Origin of the sequence: Natranaerofaba carboxydovora, assembly GCF_022539405.1 — a bacterium.
GTDB lineage: Bacteria > Bacillota > Natranaerobiia > Natranaerobiales > Natranaerofabaceae > Natranaerofaba > Natranaerofaba carboxydovora.
This window is the reverse complement of record NZ_CP054394.1, coordinates 1,157,929-1,183,802: the sequence shown is the minus strand read 5'-3', so window position 1 is coordinate 1,183,802 and position 25,874 is coordinate 1,157,929. Positions and strand designations below refer to the sequence as shown.

Here is a 25,874-nt window from a genome sequence, read left to right as displayed (position 1 = left end):
TATCAAAAAAGTTCCATCTATAATACCATATTCTAAAAATAAAATTCTACAAACTTTAATAGGAGAGGAGGTACTAAGATTACACATGGTTGATAAAAGAAAAGTTTTAATTACAGATACTACTATGAGAGATGGTCACCAGAGTTTATGGGCAACAAGAATGAGTATTAAAGACATTGAACCCATAGCCGAAGAAATTGATGACATTGGCTATCATGCTCTTGAAGTTTGGGGAGGAGCTACTTTTGACACATGTCTTAGATACCTAAGAGAGGACCCCTGGGAAAGATTAAGGACCTTAAAAAAACTTTTTAAGAAAACACCTCTTCAGATGCTTGTAAGGGGGCAGAACTTAGTAGGCTATAAACATTATAGTGATGAAATGGTAGAAAGATTCATTCACAAGGCAGCAGTTAACGGTATTGATAAATTTAGAGTCTTTGATGCTTTAAATGATTTAAGAAATGTGGAAAAAGCAATAGAATGTGTAAAAAACGAAGGAAAACACGCACAAGGGGCAATAGTTTTTACAAAAAGTCCAGTACATGACATAGATGATTTAGTTAATATAGGTATTAGATACGCTGAAATGGGTGTTAATTCTATATGTATCAAAGATATGGCTGGATTACTTGGCCCATTTACAGCATCAGAACTAGTAAGCAAAATAAAGAGCAAAGTTGATCTACCGGTAGAATTACACTGCCATTATATCGGAGGTTTAGCAATATCAACATATATAAAAGGTGTTGAAGCAGGGGCAGATATTATAAATACCGCTTCATTGCCTCTAGCTTTTGGAGCATCTCAGCCACCAGTAGAAACACTAGTAAAAATATTCTGGAATACACCGTATGATACAGGATTAGACTTTAGTAATATATTCGACATAGCAACTTACTTTGAGGAAAGACGTAAAGAAAGAGGTATGGATAGAGGTGTTACTAGGATTCGTGATATGCAAATCTTTGAACATCAGGTTCCAGGAGGAATGATTTCCAATCTAATAACACAGCTTCAGCAGTCTAAAGCCGAAGATAAACTATCAGAGGTACTTGCAGAAATACCAAAAGTAAGAGAAGAACTGGGTTATCCACCCCTTGTTACACCAACAAGTCAAATAGTTGGAGCACAAGCAGTAATAAATGTATTATGCGAGCAAAGATATCAAATGATTCCAAGAGAAGTAAAAGCCTACGTTAGAGGTGAATATGGAAAACCTCCAACTTCAATTGATGCGAAGTTAGAAAGAATGGTATTAGACGATCCTAACGATAAAATAGAGGGAAGACCAGCAGATTATATAGAAGGTAATGAGTTTGAAAAAGCCGAAGCAGAGCTAAAAGAAATTTTCAATGACAGTAATAACTTAGAAATTACAGAAGAAGATATTATCTCTTACGCACTGTTCCCTCAAAGTACTAAAGATGTACTTACACTAAAACAAAACGGTGAATTGGAAAAAGCACAAGACGAAATATATCAGGAGTTAACATCTAAAGGAAATGAATAAGAAAAAGAGCCAAATCCAGAAAATAATTGTTTTATACTGGATTTTGGCTCTTTTATTATTGATTTCTTTTTTTTGATCATTGAAATATTGTTATCCATGTGTTATCTTGTTAACATAAGTTAACATATCAGCAAAAGGAGCTGGTCGTTATGGATAACAGTCAGAGTCATGAACAAAAATCCAAAACGATAGGTATAAGGGGAAGCGAGGAAGTCAAGAAAAAGTTTGAAGAATTAGCTAATAAAACAAATTTGTCCCATAAAGAACTTTTTGAAAAGATTATTAATACATATGAAGAAAAAAGATTACAAGAGGAAGGTACTGAACTATCTAATGAACAGTTAACGCAAGTTAACTATCATGCTAACAGAATTGTTGAGAGCTTTACTGAACTTGCTAAGTCATTACAGGACGTTAGAAATGAAAAAGAAACAGCTATTTCAAAACTTGATAAAGAGAAAAAAGAACTTGAAGCAAAAAGACAAAAAGAAGTTGACGTGTTAAAAGAAGAATTAAAGATGGCTTACGAAGCCAAAAAAGAAGCAGAAAATAATCTAGAACAACTAAAAGAAGAAGCTGAAGAAATAAAAGCAACAAATAAAGATCTTAGGGAAGCTCAAAAAAATAACGCCGAACATATAGAGTTACTTAAGAAAAAAAATGATGAACTTCAAAAAGATATAGATGAACTAAAACCATACAAAGAAAATTATTTACAAGCATCTGATAAAAAGAATGAGCTAAAATCAGAATTAGAAGCAGCCAAAAATGAGCTAAAAAAATTGAAAAATTCACATGAAACTGAACTTGAAAAAACCAAGGAAAAAATGGAATTTCAAAAAGAGAAGGAAATATTTGAACTAAAAAAAAGACATGAAGAAGAGTTAACAAACATAAAAAATGAAAAGCTTGAAAAAGTAGAAGAGCTTACTAACCAGGTTAATTATTATAGAGAAGAATTACACAAACTAAACAAAAAATACGAAAACGAAATTTCCAAGCTTAAAGACGAAAATAAACGAAAGAACGTGTGATGACGAACTATTGACTTATGTTAAATATCAATGATATAATTAACCCACCCCCTGGCGGGGTGGGTTAATGTGTTGTTTAAGTAGTTAATTCTTAACGATTAAGGGAGTGTTAATTATGGCTGTAAAAACAGGAAAGGTCATAAAGGTAAGCGGGAATGAAGCTTTAGTTGAGATTATGGATCATTCTTCCTGTTCTGGTTGTGGAGGATGTGGCGCTTCAAATAATAATAAAGATAATACAATTTGGACCAAAAATTATCAAGATGCTAATGTTAGGGACTTTGTTCAGATTGAGTTAACAGAAAAAACTTTATTAAAGGTATCAGCTTTAGTCTATATAGTACCAGTTATCTCTTTATTAATCGGTTTAATAATTGGCCATTATTATGCAGATGCTAATAATCTACCAGAAAATTTAGTGGGACTAATTAGCGGTCTTCTTCTTATGTCAATATCTTTTCTTGTAATTAACATTATTGACCGTAAAACAAAAGATAGCAGTAAATTAAAACCTAAAATCACAAGAAAAATACCCGGTTAAAAGTTGAAGCCGGGTATTTTGTACCTTTTAATTTTGTACCTTTTAACAATGCAATAAAGTTCTTTTGCATGATATTTTTTGTTTTCTATCGTAATTTGGTTGGAACAACACTATCTGCTATACCAACTGCAATAGCAGCTAGAATAGCTCCCAAAATACTAACAGTCATAGCAGGCACTATAAACTGTGCTACATAAATCACAATAGCAGCTACAATAAATGAAGCTAAACCTCTACCCTGGGGAGATGCATTTTCTCCAAGTATATATTCTGCACCATAACCTAGAAGTGCAATAACCACAGCTGCTAGCAGGGCACCTCCAAAACCTGCCACTTCAAATCCTGGTAGTATAAAACTTAAAACCACTAGCACTAATGCCGAAATAATGAAACGAACGATTAATCGTACCATATAATACCTCCCATATCTTATTATTTTCTTTCACCCATACTTATTATCGTCAGAAAAGGTGTTGGTTTATGTATCTTTAATCCGCATTTTTAACAGAACTACAGAATTATTAAAATACGTCTTAAAACACATCTTCATTGTGCTATTTAGCGATTTAGATTAGAAGGATTTAATATACTTCTTAAAGAAGTATTAATTCGCCACCAAAAACAGACTATAACAAAACTGAGAGGAGAGGATGAGTATTGGTCTCGATTGTAACAGATAGTTCTTGTGATTTACCTGATGAAATTCTTGAAAAATACGGCATTCATGTCGTTCCTCTTAAAATCACAATTGATGGGGATAATTATATAGAAAAACAAGATATAACAGCAGAGGAGTTTATTAAAAAAATGATTGCCAGTGACAATCTACCAAAAACCGCTCAACCTTCACCGGGGGAATTTAGTGAAATATATAATAAACTGACTACCGGAGAGAATGGCGGAAATGAAGTTATCTGTATAACTATATCTTCAGGATTAAGTGGTACATTTCAATCGGCCTACATGGGAAAAGATTTAGCTGAGGCAGGAGATAAGGTTACTGTTTTTGATAGTCTGGCAGCTTCCTTAGGACACGGCCTTTACGTTTTAAAAGCCGCTCAATTGGCACAAGAAGGATATAACAGAGATAAGATAATAGAAGAACTGACGAGCTACAGGGAACAGATGGAGATTTTTATTTTGTTAGATACCCTTGAAAATATCGTTAAAGGTGGGAGACTGAGTAAATTTAAGGGTTCAATGGCCGGGATGTTGAATATCAAAGTACTGCTTGAAGGTATCGACGGCAAAGTACATGAGTTAGAAAAAGTAAGGGGTAAAAAGAAATTTTTAAAAAGATTTCTCGATATAGTGGGAGAAAGAAGACAGGACTTTTCGGATACTGTTTTTGGTATCACTCATGTTAATAATAGTAAAGATGCAGAGTTTATCAAAGAAGAGGTGATAAAAAGGTATAATCCCAAAGATGTGATTATTAATAACATGGGAGCTACAATTGGTACATATGCCGGAGACGGAGGAATGGTAATCTGCTTCTAGAAAGGAAAGGAAGTGAGAAAATGGATAAAATAAATCTAGTAATATGTTCACTTGCTGTAATTATTCTCTTCGGTACTGAACAAACATTATTTTGGTTTGCTGTATTTAATTTTTTGATATTTTTAGGCTCTGAGTTTGCTATACCCAATATCGCAGCAAGAAATGCTATGAAAAGAAACGAAGAATCAATAGAGAAGATGCGTAATAAAGGCGCAACTCAAGAAGAAATAGTTGATTATATAGAAATAAATGATGATGACCGTAAAAGCATACCCCAATGGATTAAGACAATAAACTTTATAACAAAAATGCTAGGTGCCATTCTTTTGATCAATGGAATACTAATACGATTTTGACAAAATAACTTTAGCGACGAAAGCTATTTCCAGAACTTGATACAGGTTTGGATAAAATAAAAAATGGAAAAATCAAAACATCTATTAGGAAGGAATGTAAAAATTTAAATATGTTTAAAAAGAATACAACCATATGGTATTAGCTAACAAGACTGGCGTTTCTTCGACAATGGAAGGGATATGGGGATTATTTATTTTCAAGATCGTGAACCAGTAGCACTTACAATTATGGTGCAAGAGCCTGAGGACATGGAAGAAGCACAAGAAGAGATTGGCCAGCTAACTAACATGATAATTGACTCACTAGGGTAGGTCAATAATAACTAATCTTTGCTGTATGCCCCATTCTAGTGCGGTTTCTTTTGACTCAGTAGCCAGGTCAATATCATCAGCTCCTATTAAGCCTCCACGGTCATTAACTGTGTACCACCCTTTTCCTTCAACATAAATTTTAGTACCAAAAGGAATGTTAGGACCAGCTGCTGCAGTTTTTCCAGGCGCAACTTGTTCTCCGCTGGCCGTAATTTCCCGGTCACCTGCAAAATCCCAGCCTGCTACAGCAGTAGAAGATAGCGGCGCGTATTTAGTAACATTCATTTCACGGAGCTCATAGTCTTCAGCATCTTCAAACGTAGAAAGCTCTTTTTTTAAAAGGGACTTTTCATTCTCAAGCTCAAAGAGATTTTGATGCAAATTAGAAATACGATAGTTAACTGTAACTAAAGTTGTTACAAGGCAAATGAATAACCCCATAATAATAATTCGTTCAACACCTTGCTTTTTAAGAAACTTTTTACACTTCTTGAGAAACTCTTTACATTTTTTCAGCAGTCCTTTGCACTTCTCAAACAACCCTTCGTGCTTCTTGAGAAACTCTTTGCACTTCCGCCAAAATTTTTTAAGTTTGCTATCCATTTGTTAGCAAACACACTCCTTTTATAAAACACATATTGTTTGTACTATATTATATCAAAAATTTTGACTCGTTCATATATACTAAAATAATCAAAAACTTTATCATTATTAACGAAAAAGTAAGCTAGAATCCCCACTTTCCTTTTATGCATAACACTGTCTTAGAATTATAGAACTCCACGCTAATAAAAGGTAGCGAAAACCTAGAAAAGCCAAGTCTAAAAGTGTAAATACAGCAAAATTGCAAGCATGTCACTTATAATCTCTCCTCATAGAAATATAGCGTTCGTAAAAGGTCTTCCAGAACCTTCTAAGGAGCCCAAGCTTCTTGTGCACGGAGACCATGAAGCATCTTTTGTGAAAAAACTTCTGCAAAAAATGAAGCATAACAACCCCAACAGCAAACTCGTAGTAGTGAATGATGCACACCATATAGCCAATCAAGATAACCCTGAAGAGTTTAATAAAATTTTGCTGTCTTTCCTGGATGAACTTGATCAATAGGATGACTGGATCTATTTTGTGAATGGATGGATACTGGGAATCAGTTTCCCCCAATATGCTTACAATGAGATTCTCCACAGGCGTTGATTCGGATAGTTCCTACCCATGACGAACACCGCAGTTATAGGTGATAGGTACTATAAAATATAAAAAACATAGGACTTAATATAGCAGATAATTATAAAATTGGTGATGTTTATAAAAAAGCTTTAGAGGGTTTTTCAAAATATTTTGATCAAGTTACTCGACACATAAGTGGTATATCGTTTAAGGGAAATATGGAAGAATCTACAAAATCAATTTTTGTACTATACCCTCCAGAAAGCAGCGAAGATAAAGGTCTATTAGCTAAAGTTTATTTGGACAGGTTTGCCAATTATTTCAATTATAAAGATAAAGAAGAACTCACAAAATTATTTCCAAGATTAGAAAAAAGAGAGTACCATGAATGGGCAGCAGGAGAAATTGGAGATGTTTACTTTAAAAGTGAACACGAAATTGATAATTTGCTAACAGAATTAAATAATGTATAGATTTTAGGTTATAGTATGGAGTCAATATAAATCAGAAGAATGTACAAGGAGGACTTTTAAGATATATTTTATGATTACATTCTAAAGGATTAGACATTAATAAAGAAAACATTGATAAGATAGTATCATCCAAGTTGAATTATAACGAAATAGGCCGTAGCCATATATAATCAACCATCTTTAAAGATGGTTATTAGCTATGATAATTGCTTAAAGTCACTACCAAATTTTGTGATATAATCACCTGTAGAGGTGATGCATATGAGATACTATGAATTTGCTGATTGGTTAATAAATGTAGATAAAAGAAATAAGCGACAGGCAAGCGACAACGTTTCAAGAGCAAGGCGTGTTGAACTTATGGCTCTCATCCACTGGATACAGTTGGCGACACCTGGGAGGATTTTATCCACGTTGTAGTGCCTCTGACTAATTGGAGTATTAGTTGAAGAAGGTGCGAAAGATACTGAAGTGGAAGGCAACGATTATGATGATAATGAAACAGATAACGAAATCTCAGAATAGTTTTATAGATATCTTTTGATAAAACAATTTAAAAAACTCATAGTATTAGAAGAAATACCCCCCTTCTCTCCTAATCATAAAAAAGGAGAGGTGGGGTCACATACAATTAAATCAGAATCAAACAGGAGGCCATCTTAGGGGTGGCCCTTTTCATTGAAAACTATCTTAACTCCAAGAGTTAAGATAGTTTTAGCTCAGCCAAGCTAACAACGAACTCTCTCGTTTTTCCCCGATCCAGGCTTGAACCTGAGTCTCTATAAATGATTGTAAACATTCTCTTCTCTTTCGGAGTATTTTCCCGTTGATGAGCCATAGACGCTACTACTACCTGATTTTCCATACCTTTATCCTCAATTACTTCTGCAACTTTTTTGTGGGAGTTTCTCCAGTCTCTTTAAACTCTACTATTATAGGTTCCTCGGAAAACTTGCATAGAACCTAGAGTTGGAATAGTATATCCTAGTTTTTAAATGGAAAACCGTCATTGTCTTTTAGGCCATATCCAGCAACCAAATTTCTGATTTCATTTAAAGTCAGATCGTGTATTTTTCCCTGTCTGCCAGTAATTTACGCTTATTTTAATTCTTCGGTCATATTATATATAGAGTAATGCATATAAATCAACTGGAAAACTTGTACCTATTATTTTGTATAAGATAGGGGTGAGAGAAATGTTGAAAACCCAATAAAACACTTAAAGCGGACTGGAAAAGATGTTTTTGTGGTTTTGTCCTAATTAAAATTAAGGAGGAAAGCACTAACAAAATGATTTACAAAAGAGAAGAAGGTGAAGTACAACCGGGATGGCATTGGGGAAGGTTTACAGTTAGGATTCCAGGTATACATGTTAGACTAAATTGGCCGATGACTATTCAAGGTGGGCTTATCCATGTAGGTTTTGCAGCTTCTGCAGTGGCATTAAAAATGGAATACTTTGATATGCCTTTCGAAGTTGCTTGGTCTATGTCAGTGATTTATATGTTCTGGATGTTTATTGGTACTTTGTTTCTTGGAGAACCTTACTCTCCTGGGTGGATTACTCCGGCGTTACCGCTAACGCTAATGTACTTACAAGGCTTCACTCCAGGTACCGAGGCAGTTAAAGCTATGACAGCTCTTGCATTAACTGTAGGCTTAGTTTTTCTTTTACTAGGCGTCACTGGGCTTGGGAGAAAAATATATGAGTTGGTTCCAAGTGAATTAAGAGCAGGCATAATCATGGGTGCAGCTATTGCAGCTTTTCTAGGAGAATTTGAACGCTTAGAAGAGATGCCTGTTACACTTTTTGCAGTTTATGGTTTTACAATATTATTTCTTTATTCAGTTTGGTTTACAAATCTTCAGCTAAAAAATAAACTTCTTGAACGCCTGGCTCATATGACAATACTTGTGGGTTTTGCGATAGGTGCAATTGTAGGGATTTCTTCAGGTGAAGTGAGTATCACTATTGAAACTTGGGGGAGCTATACTCCTCAGTTTGGTGAGTATTTAAGTTCTGTTTTACCGTATTATATAGGTTGGCCTTCTTTAGACATGTATCTTTCTGCGTTGCCCATTGCTTTTATTGCTTATGTAGTTGCCTTTGGAGATATGATAGTTGCAAATACCTTGATAGAAGATGCAGACAATGCAAGGAAAGATGAAGATATACAAATAGATACTACAAGAACACATTATTCATTAGCTATTCGAAATATTTTTCAGATTCTCACCGGTGGTCCATTTATTCCAATGCATGGTCCCATTTTTGCTGGAGGCACTGTTTTTTTGATAAAAGTGTATTCAGAATCAAGAAAAACTTTAGATTCATTGTATGAAGGTACTTGTAATTTTAATTGGTTTGGTTTACTAATGGCGTTCTTAGGACCTGCGGTATTCTTCTTTGGCCCCCTTGCAGATGTGGGGTTAGGAATAACTCTTATTATCACAGGAGTTGCTTGTGCTCAATTGGCGATGAGGATAGTAACGACCATTGTAGGTTACGGTTACATCTTACTTGTAGGCTTAATTTTTGGTCATTATGGTCCTCAATGGGGACTTCTCTTCGGAGTGCTTTTATATTTCTGGCTAGTATATGAAAGGGAACCAAAGGATCCTAAAAAGGGTCCAACGGAAGAAAGTTAATCAAATAATTTATAACAGAACCTATTAAAAAGAAAGGGGTTTTAATTTTGCAAACTAAAGAAGAGTTGAATAATTGGATTAAAAGTATTTGCGAAAAGTATGAAAACTATGATATTAAACTTTCTGATTTGTTATGCGACAGCCATTCAGGGAAACCAGAAAAAACTGCACTTTACTTTGAAGACGATGCTGGTACAAAACAGAGGTATACATTCACCGAGTTAAAAGAGCTGTCTGAGAAATTTGCTGGAGTATTGGCAGAAAAAGGTATTAGAAAAAACGATAAAGTCGCTGTACTTTTGCCAAAAATTCCAGAACTTATTATTGCAGCATTGGGAATCTGGCGCCTTGGTGGCGTTTATGTGCCTTTATTTACAGCGTTTGGCCCCGAGGCTATTTCACACCGGGTAAAGAATGGGGAAGCCAAGTTAATAATTACTAATAAAGAAAATCGTCCGAAGCTCGATTCTTTTTCAGATTCAATAAATATAATGGTAGTGGACAGTTCCGAAGGTTATGACAGTACAGATTTTGACTTTTGGCAGGAATTGAACAAAGCAGAACCTTTGAAACAGCCAAATAATGTCCGGGGAGAAGATACTTTTATCCTTCTTTACACTTCAGGCACAACGGGGTTACCAAAGGGAGTAGAAATACCTGTTAAAGCTCTTGCTTCTTTTGAAGTTTATATGCGCCTTGGTCTTGATGTACGGGAGGAGGATACATTCTGGAACATGGCTGATCCAGGATGGGCTTACGGGCTTTACTATGGTGTAGTTGGTCCCCTGCTTATTGGCAAGGGAAATATATTTTATAAGGCTCCTTTTGATGCAGATGCGATATTAAGGATATTAAGGGATTACAGAGTAACAAACTTTGCCAGCGCTCCTACCGCATACCGAGCATTACGAAATTCTGGAATATCAGAGGAAGCAAAAGAAAAACTACAACTTCGAGTTTGTTCAAGTGCGGGTGAGACACTTAATTTTGACCTTGTTGAATGGTCTAAAAATAATTTCGGTGTTCCTATTTACGATCAATATGGTCAGACAGAAGTGGGGATGGTTGTTAACAATCACCATCATCCTTTGCTTGATTACGGTTCTCAACCCAACTCTATGGGTGTTCCTATGCCGGGTTACCGTGTAGTTGTCTTAAACGATTCTTATGAAGAAGCAGGAGCGGGTGAAGAGGGAAAAATGGCAATCGATACAGAGAATTCCCCACTTTTCTGGTTTAAAAGTTATTTTAATGATCCTGACCGTACGGCAAAAAGCTTTACCGATGACAAGCGCTATTATATAACTGGCGATGTTGTCAGCCGGGATGATAATAATTTCTTTTACTACTCGAGCAGGGTTGATGATATTATTTTGACAGCGGGCTACAGGGTAAGTCCTGTTGAAGTCGAAGAAGCACTTTTACAACATGATGCTGTAAATGACGTAGCTGTAGTAGGTATACCTGACTCTTTGCGTGGGGAAATAATTAAAGCTTTTGTCGAATTAAATCCCAAGTACAATACAGGTGAAGATTTAGCTAAAGAATTAAGCAATTTTGTAAAGAAGAATTATTCTGCCCATGCCTACCCTCGTGAAGTTGAGTTTGTAGAGGCAATACCTAAAACTCCAAGTGGCAAAAAACAGAGGTATCTTCTTAAACAGTAATTTTTCCTAAGGTTTTGAATTTATTTGTTAAGGAAAAAAGAGGATTATTATGACCCCGCTTTATTCATATATCTTTAACAAAGCCTCCTTCAAAGCAGTAAATTCGGTATAAACTAGAAACTTGACATTTCACCCATTGGGTAAAAGAAAAGTAATTTGTTAAATAGCATATTGAAAAACCCTAATGAAACCCACAGACAAAAATAGAAAATATTTTTGGTGGGCATAATGGGTGATTTTTGCTAATGTAATTGCTGCTTATGTTTACAAATAAGATAAGATAATGAAAAAGTGTAAACAAGAAAACAATGAAGTAGAAAATTAAGTTTTATTAATTATTAGCCCTCAGCATATAAAAATTTTATATGCTGAGGGCTAATAAAAATACTTATAAAATAATAATTCTGGTACAAAAACTCTAACTTTTGGTTTTAAAATCTTATAAAGTGGAGTAGTAGGATAAATAACTGGTTTAAAATTTTGTATACACTTTTTGCACCAGAATCAATAATAAATATTGAAATTCCACAAGATTGGAGTGAATAAAATTGAGCGTATCAGTTATAGGGACATATCATTCAAAAGTTGGCAATCTTGAGGATAAGAACTTGTATGATCTTATAATTGAAGCAGGCAAAGGCGCTATTAATAATTCTAAAGTAGAAGCTAAAGAAATCGGTGGTGTTTGGATAGGGAATTATAGTGGCGGAGGATTTAATAACCAGGAGCATACAGCTTCCATTGCAATAGACATCGATCCAAACCTTAGATTTGCTCCATGCAACAGAGCTGAAAATGCTTGTGCCTCTGGTTCTGCTGCAATCACTGGTGCGGTAAATGCAATTAAAGCTGGGGAAGTAGAATATGCACTTGTAATAGGCGTAGAAAAAATGACAAGTCTTGAAACAAAAGGTGTAACAAAAGTACTAGCAAAAGCTTCTCACTGGCTAGAAGAAGGAGTAAACGGGATGACTTTTCCAGGAATGTTTGCAGAGTATGCAAAAGGCTATATGAAACAATATGGAATTAAACTAGAAGAACTTCGACCTTATCTTGCCAAAGTAGCTGCTAAAAACCATACAAATGCAAAATTTAATCCTTTAGCACAGATGCCATTAGAAATAAGTTATCAAGATATATTGGATAAACCTGATGAAAAAAATCCAGTAATAGCTGATCCTTTAAGAGTTTTTGACTGTTCTCTTATTTCTGATGGAGCTGCCGCTATTATTTTAACTTCTACAGAAAATGCTAAAAAATTAGAAGATGACGTAGTGGAACTTTCTTCTTTAGTGCAGATGAATGATTATCTTGCTCTTAATAAAAGAAGTGTTTATGAATTTACTGCCGGGAAAAAAGTAATCAAAAAAGTCTATGAAGAAGCTGGAATAACAATTGATGATATTGATTTTGCTGAAGTACATGACTGTTTTACAATTGCAGAGATACTTGCATATGAAACAATTGGCCTTAGTGAGCCAGGTGAAGGTTGGAAAATGTTAGATCAACCTACAGTATATAAAGACGGCAGTAAACCTATAAATGTTTCAGGTGGATTAAAAGCTAAGGGTCATCCTGTAGGTGCTACAGGTGTTTCTATGGCAGTACTTAATGTAAGACAGCTACAAAATAATGCTATAGGTTACCAAGTTAAGGATCCAGAAATAGGATTAGCTTTTAATATCGGTGGAAGTGCTGCAAGTAATTATGCTCTTGTATTTAAAAGGATTAAATAAAAACTGGGTTCTCTTAGCTTTAGAATAGTAATTAAATAAAATCATCTGAGGAACATTATCAAATTCTTTCTCAATTCACTCTGGCTTAACTAATTCTTTGAAAGTTTCGGAACAAATTTTTCCCTTGGCCCGCCCGGCAAGGGATTTTTATTTTTTGCCAACTCTTCTTCTATAGCAAATTGCAAAATTATATCTTTAACCTCCTTGTCTCAAAATTTTGGCTATATATCTATCAAGCTTCATCATTTGGAGAATTTGATATACATGTTATTTACTTCCAGTAAAAGAGGGCGAAACATTTTCAGTATTTTTTGGGTGGCACCCATATTTCCCGTCCCCAAGCTTACCCTATCATGTCTCCCAGGGTCTATGCCCTTAGTATGGAGGTGGTCAGCTTTCCCCACCCATGTATCTGGCTATGTTACCTCTTTTAGCTGGGCTTCTCTATATTGTCCCAGCACTTTAGCTGGATCATAATAGCTTTCTTTTACCAAAAGTGTAAACATTACCCTTAAAAGCTTGTTGCATATCGCTGTCAAAGCCTTCATGTTGTTCAGTGGGTTATTTGGACGATTTCTTAAATATTTATATAGTGCTTTGAATTCTTCGTTCTTAGCTACAAGAGTCAAGCTGGCTTGATACAATATACATCTAAGATATGGGCGGCCTCTTTTGGATATTTTGCGTTTACCCTATTTTTCTCCTGAGCTTTCTTCCACAAGATTCAAACCTGCTAGTTTTTGAAGCTGGCGATGATGTGTATAATTTGCAATATCTCCTACTTCTTCTAAAAACTAGCTGCTGTTACTATCCCTATACCTGGAATAAATTGTGAACCATTTGTAATTTTGGTGTAAAAATTTTGGGAAGGCTGCAGAAGCCTTACATTCTCCTGTAGCCTTTCTTCTTGGCAGTACACTTCTTTTGAGTGGACAAAGATGCTAGAAAACTATCTATAAAATAAGGACTGAAAAGTGCTCCCCCACCAATTAAAACTTAGATTCCTACCGCCATACCCAATCCACCAGTAGCAATAGCCACTTCCCCCAAAAGCCAATCCCGCAATTGTTGCTGCTCCATGTAATCCCATAATCCCTACTGTATTAACTATAACCTAACCACATGTAGCAACTCAACAGAAAATTTCATCTACCCTGTTGGCCATGCTGATTTACTAGCAGTTTGCCGGTTTTGTTAAAGTTAGATAATAATAAGCAAAGAAAAACTCTCGACAATTAATGACAATGATTTACTTATATCAATGCTATAATACACATTGTTAAAGATAATAAAAGCAAGGAGGTATTCTTTTGAAAAGGCCAATTGAGGTATTCTTTTGAAAAGGCCAATTATAGTTGTACTTTTAGTTTTATTACTTAGCTTTGGTACAGCTTTAGCTGATGAAGTTAGTGTTTATTTGGACGATGAAGCAGTGGAATTTGATGACCAGGGAGCTTTTGTTGATGAAGAAGGAAGAACCCAGGTCCCAGTAAGGTTTGTAAGCGACGAACTAGGTGGTGAGACAGACTGGATAGAAGCTGAAGAAAGGGTTAATATCCAAAGAAATGATACAGAGCTGGATCTAACTATTGGCGTAGACGTGTTCGAAAAAGACGGCGAGATGAGAACAATGGACACAGCACCTGTTATCACAGGTGAAGATAGGACAGTGGTTCCGCTTAGGTTTGTCTCAGAAGGTCTGGGTGCAGAGGTTGATTGGGACGGCGATACGAGGACGGTCTATATCTATGACGATAAAGAAGACCCTGAAGAGCCTGGATTTGAAGAAGGAGATACCCCGGATTATAGCTGGATGCCAAAAGAAGAAGTCCCAGAAGATTTAGAATACGACGGTGATCCTTCAAGTCCCGGTGAGCCAAGAAAGCATAGAGGTATGCAGGTATACGATGAGATCTCACACATTCCAAAAGAAGAGCCAGACGAAATCAGAGGCGAAGATGGAAGGATATCCAGACAGGCAAATGATTACTACGCAAGGCTTATCCTAGATGAATACGTTAAATTTACAGAATACGGCATCGAGGGGAAAATGCCAGAACCCCCTTCTGATGATTTTAAGTGGCGTTTTTCTTCAATGGTTAAATATTACTCTGAATTAGATGTAACCGGTACAGACTTAGATAAAATTTTTAACCACAACGATGTAGAGATAGGAGAATATTTTGAATACGAGATAGACTGGGACAAAGTAAAACATGGACGTTTTGCTTTTGAACTGTTTGAAAAAGAGACTAGTGGTTTTCCTGAAGTGTACAGTCTGATGTATCCCACAGCCGAGGTGAGAATCGAGTCATTTAGATAATTTTTTTTATATTTACACGAGGAGGGGTTTTATGTGAAAAAAACGGTTATCACGATATTTATATGTATCTTTTTACTGATGCTTTCGCCTGGTGCGAAAGCATCGGTTATAACAGACGAGGCAGGCTTTGAGCCGCTAGAGGGTAAAGAGCTTGGTTATAGCGAATCGTATCAACAGATAGAGCTGTGGCATTATTCTGGCGGTTATTTTGGCTACAATATTGATGGACAAACAGGTACAGTATCTGAAGGAGATGCGACCGATGTAGTTCTTCGCCTAGAGCATATAGAAGAAGAGATCGCCGATCTATTAATAGCTGACATCGAACACCCAAAAGAGGTCCAGGAGTATCTAGCTGATGGCGGCAGTATTGAAGATATAGGGATTTATTTTTCTGTTGATGACGACGATGTTGATAAAGATAATATGTTTGAAGATACCGATTTTGAATATACTTTAACAGAAACCGGCCTGGAGGTTGAATATAACCCGGCTTTTCATTTTGATCCACATGAGTATGTATATTTAGATGACAGTATGAACGTTTTGCTCCCTAGAGTTGTTCCCGGATACGGGTTAGAGGGTTTTTCCATGTGGTCTGGTGGTAGTGAGAGATGATGGGTTCAAGTATGCCTGGTGTAACAAAAAACTTAAAGATAAATTTAAGATTGAAAGGAATGGCTGGCCAAAAATCATTTATGACCCAGATTATTAATTATCTTGAAACTCTACTACACAAACAGGGTGAATTTTAGTTTAGAAAAACCCTGGCATAAAAGGCCCCAGAGTGTATTAGAGTTTAGGCACAACAATAAGCCTTACGGAGTAAGGGAGAAGGCGTATTGTTGTGCTAAAAGTCTAAGGAAATGCGTAAACGTGTACGATTAAATGTTAGAAAATTTCATTGTTAGTTTTAGAAACACTTTGCCTATCATTTAATCCAAAGTCGCACACTTTTGAGGTAAATTTATTTGAAAATACGCCTGTTATAAGGTTTAATTCTATCAAAGGTTTTGCTCGTGTAAATTTGGCTTTTAACAGGACAAATCTTATTGACGTCAAATGATGTCATATAGAGTGTAGTCAACTTTGCTTCTAAACTATTTAACTAATTATCTGAACGAGTTGATACACGGCAATAGGCAGTTGTCTTTATCTTTTAAGGCACCAAAATCCCCTCTTATGTTTATATTTATCTAGCCTAATTACATGTAAATCATTAACATGGTCAATGTAAAAAAAGAGATAGCAGGTTTTGACATCTCTACCTCTTTTAGTTCCAGCTTTATTGCCCTGGTAGTTTTTAAATATTCTCTTCGTTTCTGGATTCATTTTCGTGTTGTAACATCTTAGATACTTTGTTTTCTTTATACTCTTCTACTTTGTTATAAGCGGCTTGTGCAATTTTCTTAGCTAGATGTTTTTTGAACTTATCCATGTCTTTACTACCTATAACGGTTACGTTATTAATTGTTTTCTCATTTTTCCTGGCCTTAGCCATGAAAAAACACCTCCCAGGAGCTAGCCTTTGGATTTAGCTCTTCATTTTCCTTCTTTTTGTCTCTCACTTTCTTTTTTCAATTCTTCAATTGTCTCTGGTTGGGTTGCATAACTAGCTGTTTCCTTCTAAAACACTAATAGTTTTTTGACAATTTAGCGAGTTATATTGTCGTCCTAGCATGTACTTCTGAATGAGCCCGGGATTCTTCCAGGGAAAGCTCGTCTAAGATCCGCCAGCTAAGGGTAGGTAATTACCATAGGACTGGCTTTTGATTCTTTTTCCATTTTTAATCACTCCAAATTGCTTTCGGCCGAGTTGTCGCTTGATTTATAGAAGTACCCTAAAGGAGGTATTTTTTTGGCTTGATCTTTCGATATATCATCATCAATTAATCCCATGTTAATCATATTGATTCTCGTATCAATCATATCAATATGATGAACTATTTCAGCTTCTAGCGTTTGTGGCTTAACTGGGCTGCCATACTCTAACTTCCCATGGTGCGCAGAAATAATGTGCATTAGTTCAGATACTAACTGACGCTCTTTTTTTGTAAGATCAGTCTTTCTGTTTACCTTTTTTCTTTCTTTTTTTATTTTTTCTACTGTTTTATAAATAAGCATATTAGTTAGGGTAATGTGCCCCAGTAAATTACCTGACCTAGTATAGTCAGAAACTGGCCCCTCAGACAGTGCGTACACTTTTCCAAAATCATGTAAAGCTACACCTGCATAGAGTAAATCCCTATTTATATTTGTGTACTGTGTTGCTATGTGTTTAGCCATTCGCAACATAGATACTGTATGATACAATAAACCACTACCAAAAGCATGATGGTTAAATTTTGCAGCTGGGTAAGAGGTGAATTTTTCATTATAATCATTGTAAATATTTTGACAAACTCTTTTGATGATAGGATTTTCAATATCTTCTAGAAAATTTTCAAATTCTTTTACAAGTTTATCTTTGGGTTCAGGAGCTAATGGAATAAAGTCTGAATATTCTATTTCATCACTTTCAACCCGGCTAAATTTATTGATAGATAACTGAAGCTCTTCGTTGAATTTGCCAACATCACCTTTTATGTAAACTATAGTGCCTTGAATGAAAACCTCATTTACAAGTTCCTGTAATTCATATCCGTTAAAATTATTATCCCAGAGTTTACTTCTTAGTTTTTTTTCTTTTTTCCCTAACACTAGATTAATATAAGGTTTATTATTTTTAGCAGTTGCAGCCTGAACATCTATTACTAAGGCATATCCTTCAAAAGTTTGTCCTGGTTCTTTAAGATCTAATAAACAATTGGCAGTCACATTAATCCTCCTCTTTAACTTTAGAACTTTAGACTAACGCATATGTAGAGCAAGTGAAGAACACAGGCATCACAAAATATAATTCTTATACTACAATATTTTAATCAATGTATTAAGAGTTTTTTGCGTTTTCATTATACTTATCTATGAAATCTTCATTTTCGATGTTTACTTCAAAATTTATTAATTTAGTAGATACATTCTCAATTATTTGATTAAGTGTGTGATTTAATTGTTTTTCAACTTGGAAGGTGTTAATATCCTTATCTTTGGCTTCATTCTCTAAAACATCAAAATAATTGCGTTCACTTTCTATTTTATTTTCCATTTTATAGTATGCCTTTACTATTGCAAAACTTTTTATAAATTGTCTTAGTTTTTCAGTATCTTTTTTTATTTCATCCATTAAAAACTGAGCCTGTTCAACATTTCCGTTTAATCCCTCACTTACATCTTCGCTAATTTCTGGTATTGTAACCTTAACTTTCATTGATATAGTACATGTTTTCTCAATCATATTATTACCCCTCCCTTTTTCCACTTAGAATTTTTTATTCCTATTAAATTCCTGCTCTTTAAAATATATATACATTCTTTTGACAATTTATTATTTAAAATTTCTTATAAATTTCAAATATCCCAACTAATAAAATATGTACAAAATTCTTCATGAGTTAAATCTAGCTCAGGGATAGAATAATTTTTTTTCATAAGCATCTGCAACATTTCAACTGCACAATCAGAGATAAATTTAGAAGTGTAAAGTGAGGCCAGAGATTTTTCCCTATTTCAGTAGTATGGCTGATTTTTTCAATGTCTAGAATATAAAGCAAAAAAATTGTTCGAATGGTTTATGAAGCCAGCTTAAGAAATTAAAAAGATACCACACTCATTACGAAGCTTTAATTATACTAGAGGATTGGGGTGAAATTCCGTAAGGTATGGAACCCAAGTGATTTGTTTAAAATTGATATGCCACAAGAAATGATGGCCAAGCAAAAGCAAAAAGCTGTTAAACAAGCAGCTAAACTTTTAACATCTCTTGGTTTGATTAATAATATCGATTTTAATACTTCTGCAGTTTAAACCTATTTGATTTTTTCGGGGGTCTTAAAGACCTTTATAAGTGTGCCCTTCTTTATTGCTAGATACTTTATTTTTCACGCTAATCACCTCCCTAGGTATATATAATATATACACTAGCAGTTTGAAAAAGGTACGGTAAGTTAACTGAAAACCAATCAATAGGCACTACAATTACTCATTGTCGGATAATTGTTTATCCAACGTGGAAATATATTTAATAGATAAATTTAGTGATAGGAGTTGAATTCTATGAAGAAGATATTAATTATTCTAATCACTATAAGTTTGATTCTCATTGTAGGTTGTGATGATGTTGATACTGAAGTTTTTTTAGATATAAATGAAGATGGATCTGGAATTTTTAAGAAAGTATCGATGTTTAGAAGTAGTTACGTTGACGGTACGCAATTAGAGGAAATTCGATCTTATTATGAAGAGAAAGGTTTAGAGACGAAAAAATTGTACGAAGACAACTGGGTTGGAGTCAAAGCTACAAAAGAAGTAGACGATTTGAATGATATGGAAATTGGAAAAGTGTTAGATGGATTTGATGGAGAAGTACAATTGCAAGAAGTAGATAGTAGCCTAATGCATGAAACATATCAATTAGAATTAGAATTATATGAGGAATCTTTAGAAGGCACAATATACGAAAAAGTATTTGGCGATCATTTTATGTGGGACCCATCAAATGATGTAGAAGCAGATTTTTATTTAAGCATTCCTGGAGAATCTGAACATCATAACGCTGACATGATAAACGATGAAGATTATAAGATGTGGAATATGGATAGTTCACTAAATAATGAGGTAGATGTAAAATATCAGGTTGAAACCTTTAGAACCAATACTTTATTAAGTTTTTTATTAGTAATAAGTATAGGGATTGGTGCTTTTGTATACGGTCTACATAGAAAGAAAGTCCATTAATGTAATAGCATAGAATAAAATGTTTATTGTTTCAATATAATTTCATCATAAGATTGTTAGTTTAGGTTCCCATCTAGTAGGGGACCTAATTTTTTGTCATAGAGTCAATCTAAGTTTACAATTTAGTGATTATATTATGTAACACAAAGTATTATTTTGACCCTAAAAAGAAGTGATTATACTTTTAAATTATGATTTTTTGTATAAAAAATATGATAAAGAAAAAAATAGTCAATAAGGAAACATAAAATTAGAGCTAATCATTTAATTTTTTGTAATAAAAAAATGGACAAAAATTATAATTTTAATAGCAAGAATATTTTAGCATTAATATTATAAGGGGTGGTTATTATCGACTCCTACATCAAAAACTGTGTAGTTTTAGATATTGAAACAACCGGCTTAAACCCAGAGGAAAATGCCAAAATAATTGAAATAGGTGCAGTTAAAGTCAAAGACCATAAAATAGTCGATAAATATCATACACTAATCAACCCTGAATGTGAAATACCACTGGATACATTGCGATTGTGTGAAGGGTTAGAACAAGAACAAAATAAGATATACCAATCTCCTAAAATTGAAGATATAAGAGAAGAATTTCTAAAGTTTATTGAAGATCTTCCTCTTATATGTCACAATTCCGATTTTGAAGAAGGATTTTTAAAAAAGTATATATCTGGTATATCTCAAAAATTTTTAGATAGTTGTGAGTTAGCATGCATAGTTGAACCACAATTAGATGCACATAAAATAGATCACTTAGGTAAAGTTATTTTTGATTCAAAGTCATATAAAGAAAATCATAGAGCTTTAGATGATGCAGAAGATACACTGAAAATACTTAATTGTGTTTGGCAAGATAAAATTCCCGAAAACGGCAAAAAATTTATCCAGCACCCCAATTCCAGATTTAGCAATTAATGTAAGAGTTCTGCAGCCTGTAGCTAGGCCCTGTAAATGTGATCAAATGGCTGTAGTGAACTAACCTGTCGATAATTGCACTAGTAAGCTTTTCATCATAAAATATAGTGTTCCACTTGCTAAATTCTAAATTGGTAGTGATGATTACACTACGCTTTTCGTAACAGTTTGAAATTACTTGAAAAAGAAGTTGTGCTCCTTCTGTGTTGAGGGGGATGTACCCCCATTCATCGCAAATTAACACATCTGCTTTTTCAATCTTTTTCATTAATTTATTTATTTCCCCGTCAGCTTGAGCTTCTAAAAGCTGATTGACCAAAGCTGCTGTAGTGTAAAACATAACCTTTTTCCCACGGTTACAAGCTTCAATTCCCACAGCAATACTCATAAAAGTTTTCCCAGTGCCTACAGGCCCGTAAAGAATAAGATTTTCCTTTTGTTCAACAAAACCGGCAGTCTTAAGTGTTTCCACGTCAATGCTTTCCGGCAAAGCTACGTTATCAAAATTGTAGTCCTTAGATGTTTTGAAGGTAGGAAAATTAGCCTGTTTTAAAAGGCGGTTTTTACGATTTATCTCCCTTTGTTCCACCTCCAGTCTTAAAAGTTTCTCTAAAAACTCTTCATGGGTATCTGCTTCTATTTGAGGGTAATTCTCCGGTATAGTAGTACCTAACTTAAGCTTTTTGCAGTAGCTCTCAATAGTTTCTTTCATTTCCTATCACCTGCCTTGTTTAATAGCTCATCGTAAACTGCGAAATTTGGAGTATATCCTGTCATTGAAGGTATATTATTGTTTGAAACCAGTTCGGATGGTAGAGTTATGTTGCTAGTTTTTCTAGTCCAAGTAAGCCTGATACTTTCCACATCATCTACTCCATCTTTGAGGGTTTGTGAAAGTACATCGGCTGCAGTATCCATGTCATTGTGCTCAATTATATCCTTTAATAAATGAAGTGCTTTTTTCTTTTTCGGGTAATCAAGATACTCAAGATAATCCTGCCAGGGATCGGGCAATTCTTTGTAAAAACCAGTGTATTTTAAAGCGTTAGGCCGTTTTGCTATCAGCTCTAAATAGGGATACCATTTCATTGACTCAGTTTCTTGATAGAGCCTAGGGTGTGAAACCACTTGTTTATAATCTTCATCTAACACATCCACCCTATCATGGGTTAAATAAAGCCAGACCTGTTTTCCCACTAGCCGGGGAGATGTGGAATAGATCTTTTTATCTAATTCAACTTTTCCATATTTATTTGTTTTTACTTTTACCAATCGGCCAATATCAAAAGGCTTGTCCGGTAATTTAAGTAAGCAATTTTTATCCTCTTCAAATAGCTCTGCTTCTTTCTTTTGTTTTTTGTAGTGCAGTTTTTGGGCGTCGTTTTCTGCTTTTTGAAAAAGTTCTTCATTCAAATCTTCTATGTCAGATACGGAAGGAACGGGGACAAAATGATTTAGCCTGGTGAAGCCTACTTTGTTTTCCACATGACCTTTTTCATTTGATTTGCCGGCATTACAAAAGTTGTGGAGAAACCCGTAATGAAGGGCAAATTTTTCAAATTGTTCGATTAACTCTCTTTCACCTTTTTTCTTAATTTCTTTCACTGCAGCAGATAGATTATCAAACCAAATCTTTGTGGGAACACCGTTTATATATTTGAATATCCTCTGCAGCCCTTCCAACAAACATTCCTGGTTTTGGCCCCTGAAAACTTGCTCGTAAGCTACATTGCTATGGGGAAACGATAAGACTAGAGAATGCCCTTTGATTTCTTTGCCGTTTTCATAAATTAGTGACTCGCCAAAGTCCACTTGAGCTTCCCCAGAAGGATGTTCAAGGGGAAGATAAGCTTCACTATCACCAAATATTTCTCTCTTTTTAGCTGATACGTAATATCTAACGACTCTTTCAGAAACATTAAATTTTTCCTTAAATTCCTCTTTTAATCTATCGTATATTCTTTTAGCTGTATGCCGCTGTTTTACTGGAGCTTTTGTATCTTCATTTAACCACTGATCAATAGTTGGTTTAAAAGGATCAAGTTTTGAACTTTTTTTCTTTCTCCGGGGAGGACTATCATTAAAATCTTCCTTCTCGGCGTATTTTTTCACAGTTTTGAAATCATGGCCTGTTTCCCTGCTAATTTCGCTGTACTTTTTTCCTTTATGAAATGATAAGTATTTGATATTATACTGTTGAGTCATTGTCAGCATCCTTTCTTTTCCTCCTTCTAACTGTTTTTTGGTAGATTACAATTAGAAGGGTATGATATTTTTGGGATGCTGGCAATGACTTTTTTTCCAATTTTTACGGGATTTTTATCTTGCCATTTTCTCCATTTCTATTTTGCCACAAACACTTAATAAATTACTAGAAAGTATGCTTAAACAATCTAAGTTAGTAAAAATAATTCATGAGTATTGCCAGGATCAAGAATCCCCTTGGGATTGGTATCCTTATGTAAAAGAAGTATTAGAATGTGACTATATAGATTTAAATCTTGAAGTTGAATCTGATTTGGAAGTTGCAAATGAGTTACAACCACCAACTCTTGATGACGTGGAAGACATACTGCAAGACGAAAAGGTTCTTAAAAAATATTTACCGGACTATTCATTACGAGATGGTCAGGCAGAACTTGCAGCAAAAATTAAAGATACTTTAGTTAATGGGGGATATCTTTGTGCAGAAGCGCCTACAGGATTAGGTAAATCATTACCCTATTTATTAGTTACATTACTTTGGTTACATGAAAATAAAGGGCAAGTAGTAATTGCAACAGCAAATAAATCACTTCAAGAGGATATTTTGGAAAATGAGTTTCCAAAGATAGTTGATAGCTTAAATCTAACGGGGATTAAACATTTAAAAGTAAAAGGTAGGGAGAATTATGTTTGTTTAAACAAACATAATAAGTTTATTAATGGGTTAGATACTAGTGAAGATGAAATAGCATTGGCAATTTATCTAGAAAACTGGATAGAAAAAGTAGAAAGTGGTGATATAGACGAAGATTTATCTTATTGGTTTGAAATAAATTATTGGAAGGAGAAAGAATATAGTAAGAGCCATATTCCGTTAAAACAATTATTAAAAAGCGATCGAATAGACTGTGAAGGAAATAATTGTTCTTTTAATAATAAATGTAAATTTAATGAAATGAAACAAAAATTAGAAACTGCTAAGTTGATAGTAGTAAACCAAAGTCTATTGACTTGCTGGCCGAAAAGTTATCCAGAAATAAAGCTCTTAATAGTGGATGAGGCTCACAACCTTAGAAGAAACATGATAGAAGGGGGGAAAATAGAAGTATCATCTTCTGAACTTAAATGGTTACTTAATGATTTTTATAATAGTAATAAAAAAGAAGGTGGCCCACTGTTTTATTTGATTAATTATTATAATAAGACAACTAATAAAAAGAAAAGACTACATCAATTTAATAATATTATTAATGAAACTCATCAAATAATAAATAAGCTGGAAAGTCAAATTAAAAAACACTTTGAAAATAATGGATGGACAGAAGAGTATGAAGAGAAGAAACGTTTGAAAAAGGAAAAGGATAGCTTGAAGTTTTTTAAGAGAGTAGAAAAACTTGCTTCTAATATAAATCAATTATCTCAGGAAGTAACAAGTATAGTAAATGAAATTAAAGAAATAAAACAAAGCTTCGACCAACAACCACTAGCAATGAGAATTGAAGAGTTTATTAAAAGATTCGAATTTATATCTAAACTTTTATATGAATTACGTGATCAGCCAGGTGATTCGGACGGTTGGTGTTATTATGGAGGTATTAAAATAGATAAAAGTTGGTTTTTAGGAAAGGAAGGATTAAATAAACCTTTTACAGAGAACATTATAGCTAACTTAGAAGCTGGAGTATTTACTTCAGCCACTTTAAGGGTAGAAGAAAAGTTTGATTACTTCAAGAAAACTATTAACTTAAATGATGCTAGAAATACACGTCATTTTTATATTGGGCATATTTTTGATTATCAATCTAACTGTCGACTAGCAATCCCCACTGATATTTCAATATACAAAAAAGAAGATAAATTCATCAAAGAGGTTAGTGAGCTATTAGTAAAAGTGGCTAAAACATTAAACGGTAGGACGTTATTTTTAGGTCATAGTACCGAAAGGCTAGAAAAGATATATGGCTATGCTTACAAAAAGTTAGAGAAAGAAAATATATTGGTACTTAGTCCTGAAGACAGTAAAAAGAAAGGTAAAGAATTTCTAGAGTCTAACAAAAGAGTTGTAGTTTTAGGTAGCCGAACTTTTTTTGAAGGGGTTAATATACCTGGCCCAAGTCTTAGCTGCGTTCTAATTGAAAAAGTGGGATTTAAACACCCCAGTGACCCTTTAAATGATAAATTAAGGGAGGAAAAGGGGAAAACCGAAGCCTTTCAATATGATGTTAAAAGAGTAAGTATGGAACTAAAACAGATGTTTGGACGCCTGACAAGAACCCCAAATGATTATGGTTATGTTTTTGTACTCAATCAATTAATAGGTGATGATTATCAGAGTAAGTTAAGGAATGAACTGCCACCCGCTGAGATAGTAGAAGGAACGACAGATGAAATAATAAACCGCATGAAGTCTGATTTTGCATATTGGGAGGGTAGTCTCGATTTAGACTCTAATATTTTATAATCACCTACTTTTTTGATTAGAAAAGATGGGCTATCAGTTGCAAAAAAAAGCTGTATGACTGACCCTGTCCCAATAGTCTTTGCTTATAAAGAATGTATAGATAAATATTTAGAAAAGCATTAAATGACGCCAAATGATGTCACGAACGTATTCTTACAGATGTCATTTGACGTCATTTAA

At 34.4% G+C, this 25,874-nt stretch carries 24 protein-coding genes and 2 pseudogenes; 18 read left to right on the top strand and 8 right to left on the bottom strand.

Translation table 11 applies throughout. The features are described from left to right. Window positions 1–85 precede the first annotated feature (85 nt). From ACONDI_RS05685 to ACONDI_RS05675, 3 genes are all read left to right on the top strand, one after another. Window positions 86–1,513, top strand: coding sequence for a pyruvate carboxylase subunit B (locus ACONDI_RS05685; RefSeq protein ID WP_241080506.1), 1,428 nt, complete (start codon window positions 86–88; stop codon window positions 1,511–1,513). A 149-nt stretch (window positions 1,514–1,662) separates the two neighbouring features. Then, a complete protein-coding gene (locus ACONDI_RS05680; RefSeq protein WP_241080505.1) occupies window positions 1,663–2,547 on the top strand; it encodes a V-type ATP synthase subunit I domain-containing protein in 885 nt (294 codons plus the stop codon). A gap of 115 nt (window positions 2,548–2,662) precedes the next feature. Next, window positions 2,663–3,088 carry a SoxR reducing system RseC family protein gene (locus tag ACONDI_RS05675; protein ID WP_241080504.1) on the top strand — a complete coding sequence of 142 codons (426 nt, stop codon included), beginning with the start codon at window positions 2,663–2,665 and terminating at the stop codon, window positions 3,086–3,088. Between the two features lie 85 nt (window positions 3,089–3,173). On the opposite strand, the gene ACONDI_RS05670 is transcribed toward ACONDI_RS05675, so the two are convergent. Further along, window positions 3,174–3,500 carry a phage holin family protein gene (locus tag ACONDI_RS05670; RefSeq protein ID WP_241080503.1) on the bottom strand — a complete coding sequence of 109 codons (327 nt, stop codon included), beginning with the start codon at window positions 3,498–3,500 and terminating at the stop codon, window positions 3,174–3,176. Window positions 3,501–3,745: 245 nt separating this feature from the next. Here ACONDI_RS05670 and ACONDI_RS05665 point away from each other — a divergent pair, with 245 nt between their 5' ends. From ACONDI_RS05665 to ACONDI_RS15650, 3 genes are all read left to right on the top strand, one after another. After that, window positions 3,746–4,588, top strand: coding sequence for a DegV family protein (locus ACONDI_RS05665; RefSeq protein WP_241080502.1), 843 nt, complete (start codon window positions 3,746–3,748; stop codon window positions 4,586–4,588). A gap of 20 nt (window positions 4,589–4,608) precedes the next feature. After that, window positions 4,609–4,944: a hypothetical protein gene (locus tag ACONDI_RS05660; RefSeq protein ID WP_241080501.1), complete on the top strand. Its 336-nt coding sequence runs from the start codon at window positions 4,609–4,611 to the stop codon at window positions 4,942–4,944. A gap of 180 nt (window positions 4,945–5,124) precedes the next feature. Then, window positions 5,125–5,256: a hypothetical protein gene (locus ACONDI_RS15650; protein WP_277397815.1), complete on the top strand. Its 132-nt coding sequence runs from the start codon at window positions 5,125–5,127 to the stop codon at window positions 5,254–5,256. On the opposite strand, the gene ACONDI_RS05655 is transcribed toward ACONDI_RS15650, so the two are convergent. Continuing rightward, on the bottom strand, window positions 5,248–5,859 hold the full coding sequence (locus ACONDI_RS05655) for a 3D domain-containing protein (protein ID WP_241080500.1): 612 nt from the start codon (window positions 5,857–5,859) through the stop codon (window positions 5,248–5,250). The two genes, ACONDI_RS15650 and ACONDI_RS05655, sit on opposite strands and share 9 nt — an antisense overlap. A gap of 249 nt (window positions 5,860–6,108) precedes the next feature. Here ACONDI_RS05655 and ACONDI_RS05650 point away from each other — a divergent pair, with 249 nt between their 5' ends. The 5 genes from ACONDI_RS05650 to ACONDI_RS05630 all read left to right on the top strand — a co-directional run bounded on the left by ACONDI_RS05650 (window position 6,109) and on the right by ACONDI_RS05630 (window position 12,948). After that, window positions 6,109–6,363, top strand: coding sequence for an alpha/beta fold hydrolase (locus tag ACONDI_RS05650; protein WP_241080499.1), 255 nt, complete (start codon window positions 6,109–6,111; stop codon window positions 6,361–6,363). A gap of 278 nt (window positions 6,364–6,641) precedes the next feature. Beyond that, complete coding sequence (locus tag ACONDI_RS05645) at window positions 6,642–6,896, top strand: hypothetical protein (RefSeq protein WP_241080498.1); 255 nt, start codon at window positions 6,642–6,644, stop codon at window positions 6,894–6,896. Between the two features lie 1,290 nt (window positions 6,897–8,186). Beyond that, complete coding sequence (locus ACONDI_RS05640) at window positions 8,187–9,545, top strand: hypothetical protein (RefSeq protein ID WP_241080497.1); 1,359 nt, start codon at window positions 8,187–8,189, stop codon at window positions 9,543–9,545. 47 nt (window positions 9,546–9,592) lie between these two features. Then, on the top strand, window positions 9,593–11,212 hold the full coding sequence (locus tag ACONDI_RS05635; RefSeq protein WP_241080496.1) for an AMP-binding protein: 1,620 nt from the start codon (window positions 9,593–9,595) through the stop codon (window positions 11,210–11,212). A gap of 548 nt (window positions 11,213–11,760) precedes the next feature. Next, on the top strand, window positions 11,761–12,948 hold the full coding sequence (locus tag ACONDI_RS05630; protein WP_241080495.1) for a thiolase domain-containing protein: 1,188 nt from the start codon (window positions 11,761–11,763) through the stop codon (window positions 12,946–12,948). A 416-nt stretch (window positions 12,949–13,364) separates the two neighbouring features. Here the strand turns inward: ACONDI_RS05630 and ACONDI_RS05625 are convergent. Beyond that, a pseudogene (locus ACONDI_RS05625) lies at window positions 13,365–13,774 on the bottom strand (transposase); the annotation flags it as partial. Between the two features lie 510 nt (window positions 13,775–14,284). Here ACONDI_RS05625 and ACONDI_RS05620 point away from each other — a divergent pair. The 3 genes from ACONDI_RS05620 to ACONDI_RS05610 are packed head-to-tail and all read left to right on the top strand — an operon-like array spanning window position 14,285 to window position 16,026. After that, entirely contained in the window at window positions 14,285–15,271 is a 987-nt protein-coding gene (locus ACONDI_RS05620; protein ID WP_241080494.1) for a copper amine oxidase N-terminal domain-containing protein, read from the top strand. 33 nt (window positions 15,272–15,304) lie between these two features. After that, window positions 15,305–15,889, top strand: a complete 585-nt coding sequence (locus ACONDI_RS05615; RefSeq protein WP_241080493.1) for a hypothetical protein — start codon at window positions 15,305–15,307, stop codon at window positions 15,887–15,889. Then, complete coding sequence (locus ACONDI_RS05610; protein WP_241080492.1) at window positions 15,886–16,026, top strand: hypothetical protein; 141 nt, start codon at window positions 15,886–15,888, stop codon at window positions 16,024–16,026. The genes ACONDI_RS05615 and ACONDI_RS05610 overlap by 4 nt, the downstream gene beginning before the upstream one ends. Before the next feature lie 548 nt (window positions 16,027–16,574). Here ACONDI_RS05610 and ACONDI_RS05605 read toward each other — a convergent pair. The 3 genes from ACONDI_RS05605 to ACONDI_RS05595 all read right to left on the bottom strand — a co-directional run bounded on the left by ACONDI_RS05605 (window position 16,575) and on the right by ACONDI_RS05595 (window position 18,605). Beyond that, complete coding sequence (locus ACONDI_RS05605) at window positions 16,575–16,772, bottom strand: hypothetical protein (protein ID WP_241080491.1); 198 nt, start codon at window positions 16,770–16,772, stop codon at window positions 16,575–16,577. 290 nt (window positions 16,773–17,062) lie between these two features. Beyond that, window positions 17,063–18,088 (bottom strand): 3'-5' exoribonuclease YhaM family protein, encoded by a 1,026-nt coding sequence (locus tag ACONDI_RS05600; RefSeq protein WP_241080490.1) that lies wholly within the window; start codon window positions 18,086–18,088, stop codon window positions 17,063–17,065. A 112-nt stretch (window positions 18,089–18,200) separates the two neighbouring features. Further along, the gene (locus ACONDI_RS05595; RefSeq protein ID WP_241080489.1) at window positions 18,201–18,605 is read right to left on the bottom strand and encodes a hypothetical protein; all 405 of its coding nucleotides are present in this window, start codon (window positions 18,603–18,605) and stop codon (window positions 18,201–18,203) included. A gap of 425 nt (window positions 18,606–19,030) precedes the next feature. On the opposite strand from ACONDI_RS05595, the pseudogene ACONDI_RS05590 reads away from it, so the two are divergent. The 3 genes and pseudogenes from ACONDI_RS05590 to ACONDI_RS05580 all read left to right on the top strand — a co-directional run. Beyond that, window positions 19,031–19,174: pseudogene (locus ACONDI_RS05590) on the top strand (IS110 family RNA-guided transposase); the annotation flags it as partial. Window positions 19,175–19,414: 240 nt separating this feature from the next. Next, window positions 19,415–20,104: a hypothetical protein gene (locus ACONDI_RS05585; protein ID WP_241080487.1), complete on the top strand. Its 690-nt coding sequence runs from the start codon at window positions 19,415–19,417 to the stop codon at window positions 20,102–20,104. A 342-nt stretch (window positions 20,105–20,446) separates the two neighbouring features. Further along, the gene (locus tag ACONDI_RS05580) at window positions 20,447–21,028 is read left to right on the top strand and encodes a 3'-5' exonuclease (protein ID WP_241080486.1); all 582 of its coding nucleotides are present in this window, start codon (window positions 20,447–20,449) and stop codon (window positions 21,026–21,028) included. On the opposite strand, the gene istB is transcribed toward ACONDI_RS05580, so the two are convergent. Beyond that, window positions 21,018–21,740, bottom strand: coding sequence for an IS21-like element helper ATPase IstB (istB, locus tag ACONDI_RS05575; RefSeq protein WP_241080485.1), 723 nt, complete (start codon window positions 21,738–21,740; stop codon window positions 21,018–21,020). The genes ACONDI_RS05580 and istB overlap by 11 nt on opposite strands. After that, window positions 21,737–23,233, bottom strand: a complete 1,497-nt coding sequence (istA, locus tag ACONDI_RS05570) for an IS21 family transposase (protein ID WP_241080909.1) — start codon at window positions 23,231–23,233, stop codon at window positions 21,737–21,739. The genes istB and istA overlap by 4 nt, the downstream gene beginning before the upstream one ends. A gap of 175 nt (window positions 23,234–23,408) precedes the next feature. Here istA and ACONDI_RS05565 point away from each other — a divergent pair, with 175 nt between their 5' ends. Beyond that, window positions 23,409–25,694, top strand: a complete 2,286-nt coding sequence (locus ACONDI_RS05565; RefSeq protein ID WP_241080484.1) for an ATP-dependent DNA helicase — start codon at window positions 23,409–23,411, stop codon at window positions 25,692–25,694. Window positions 25,695–25,874 lie beyond the last annotated feature (180 nt).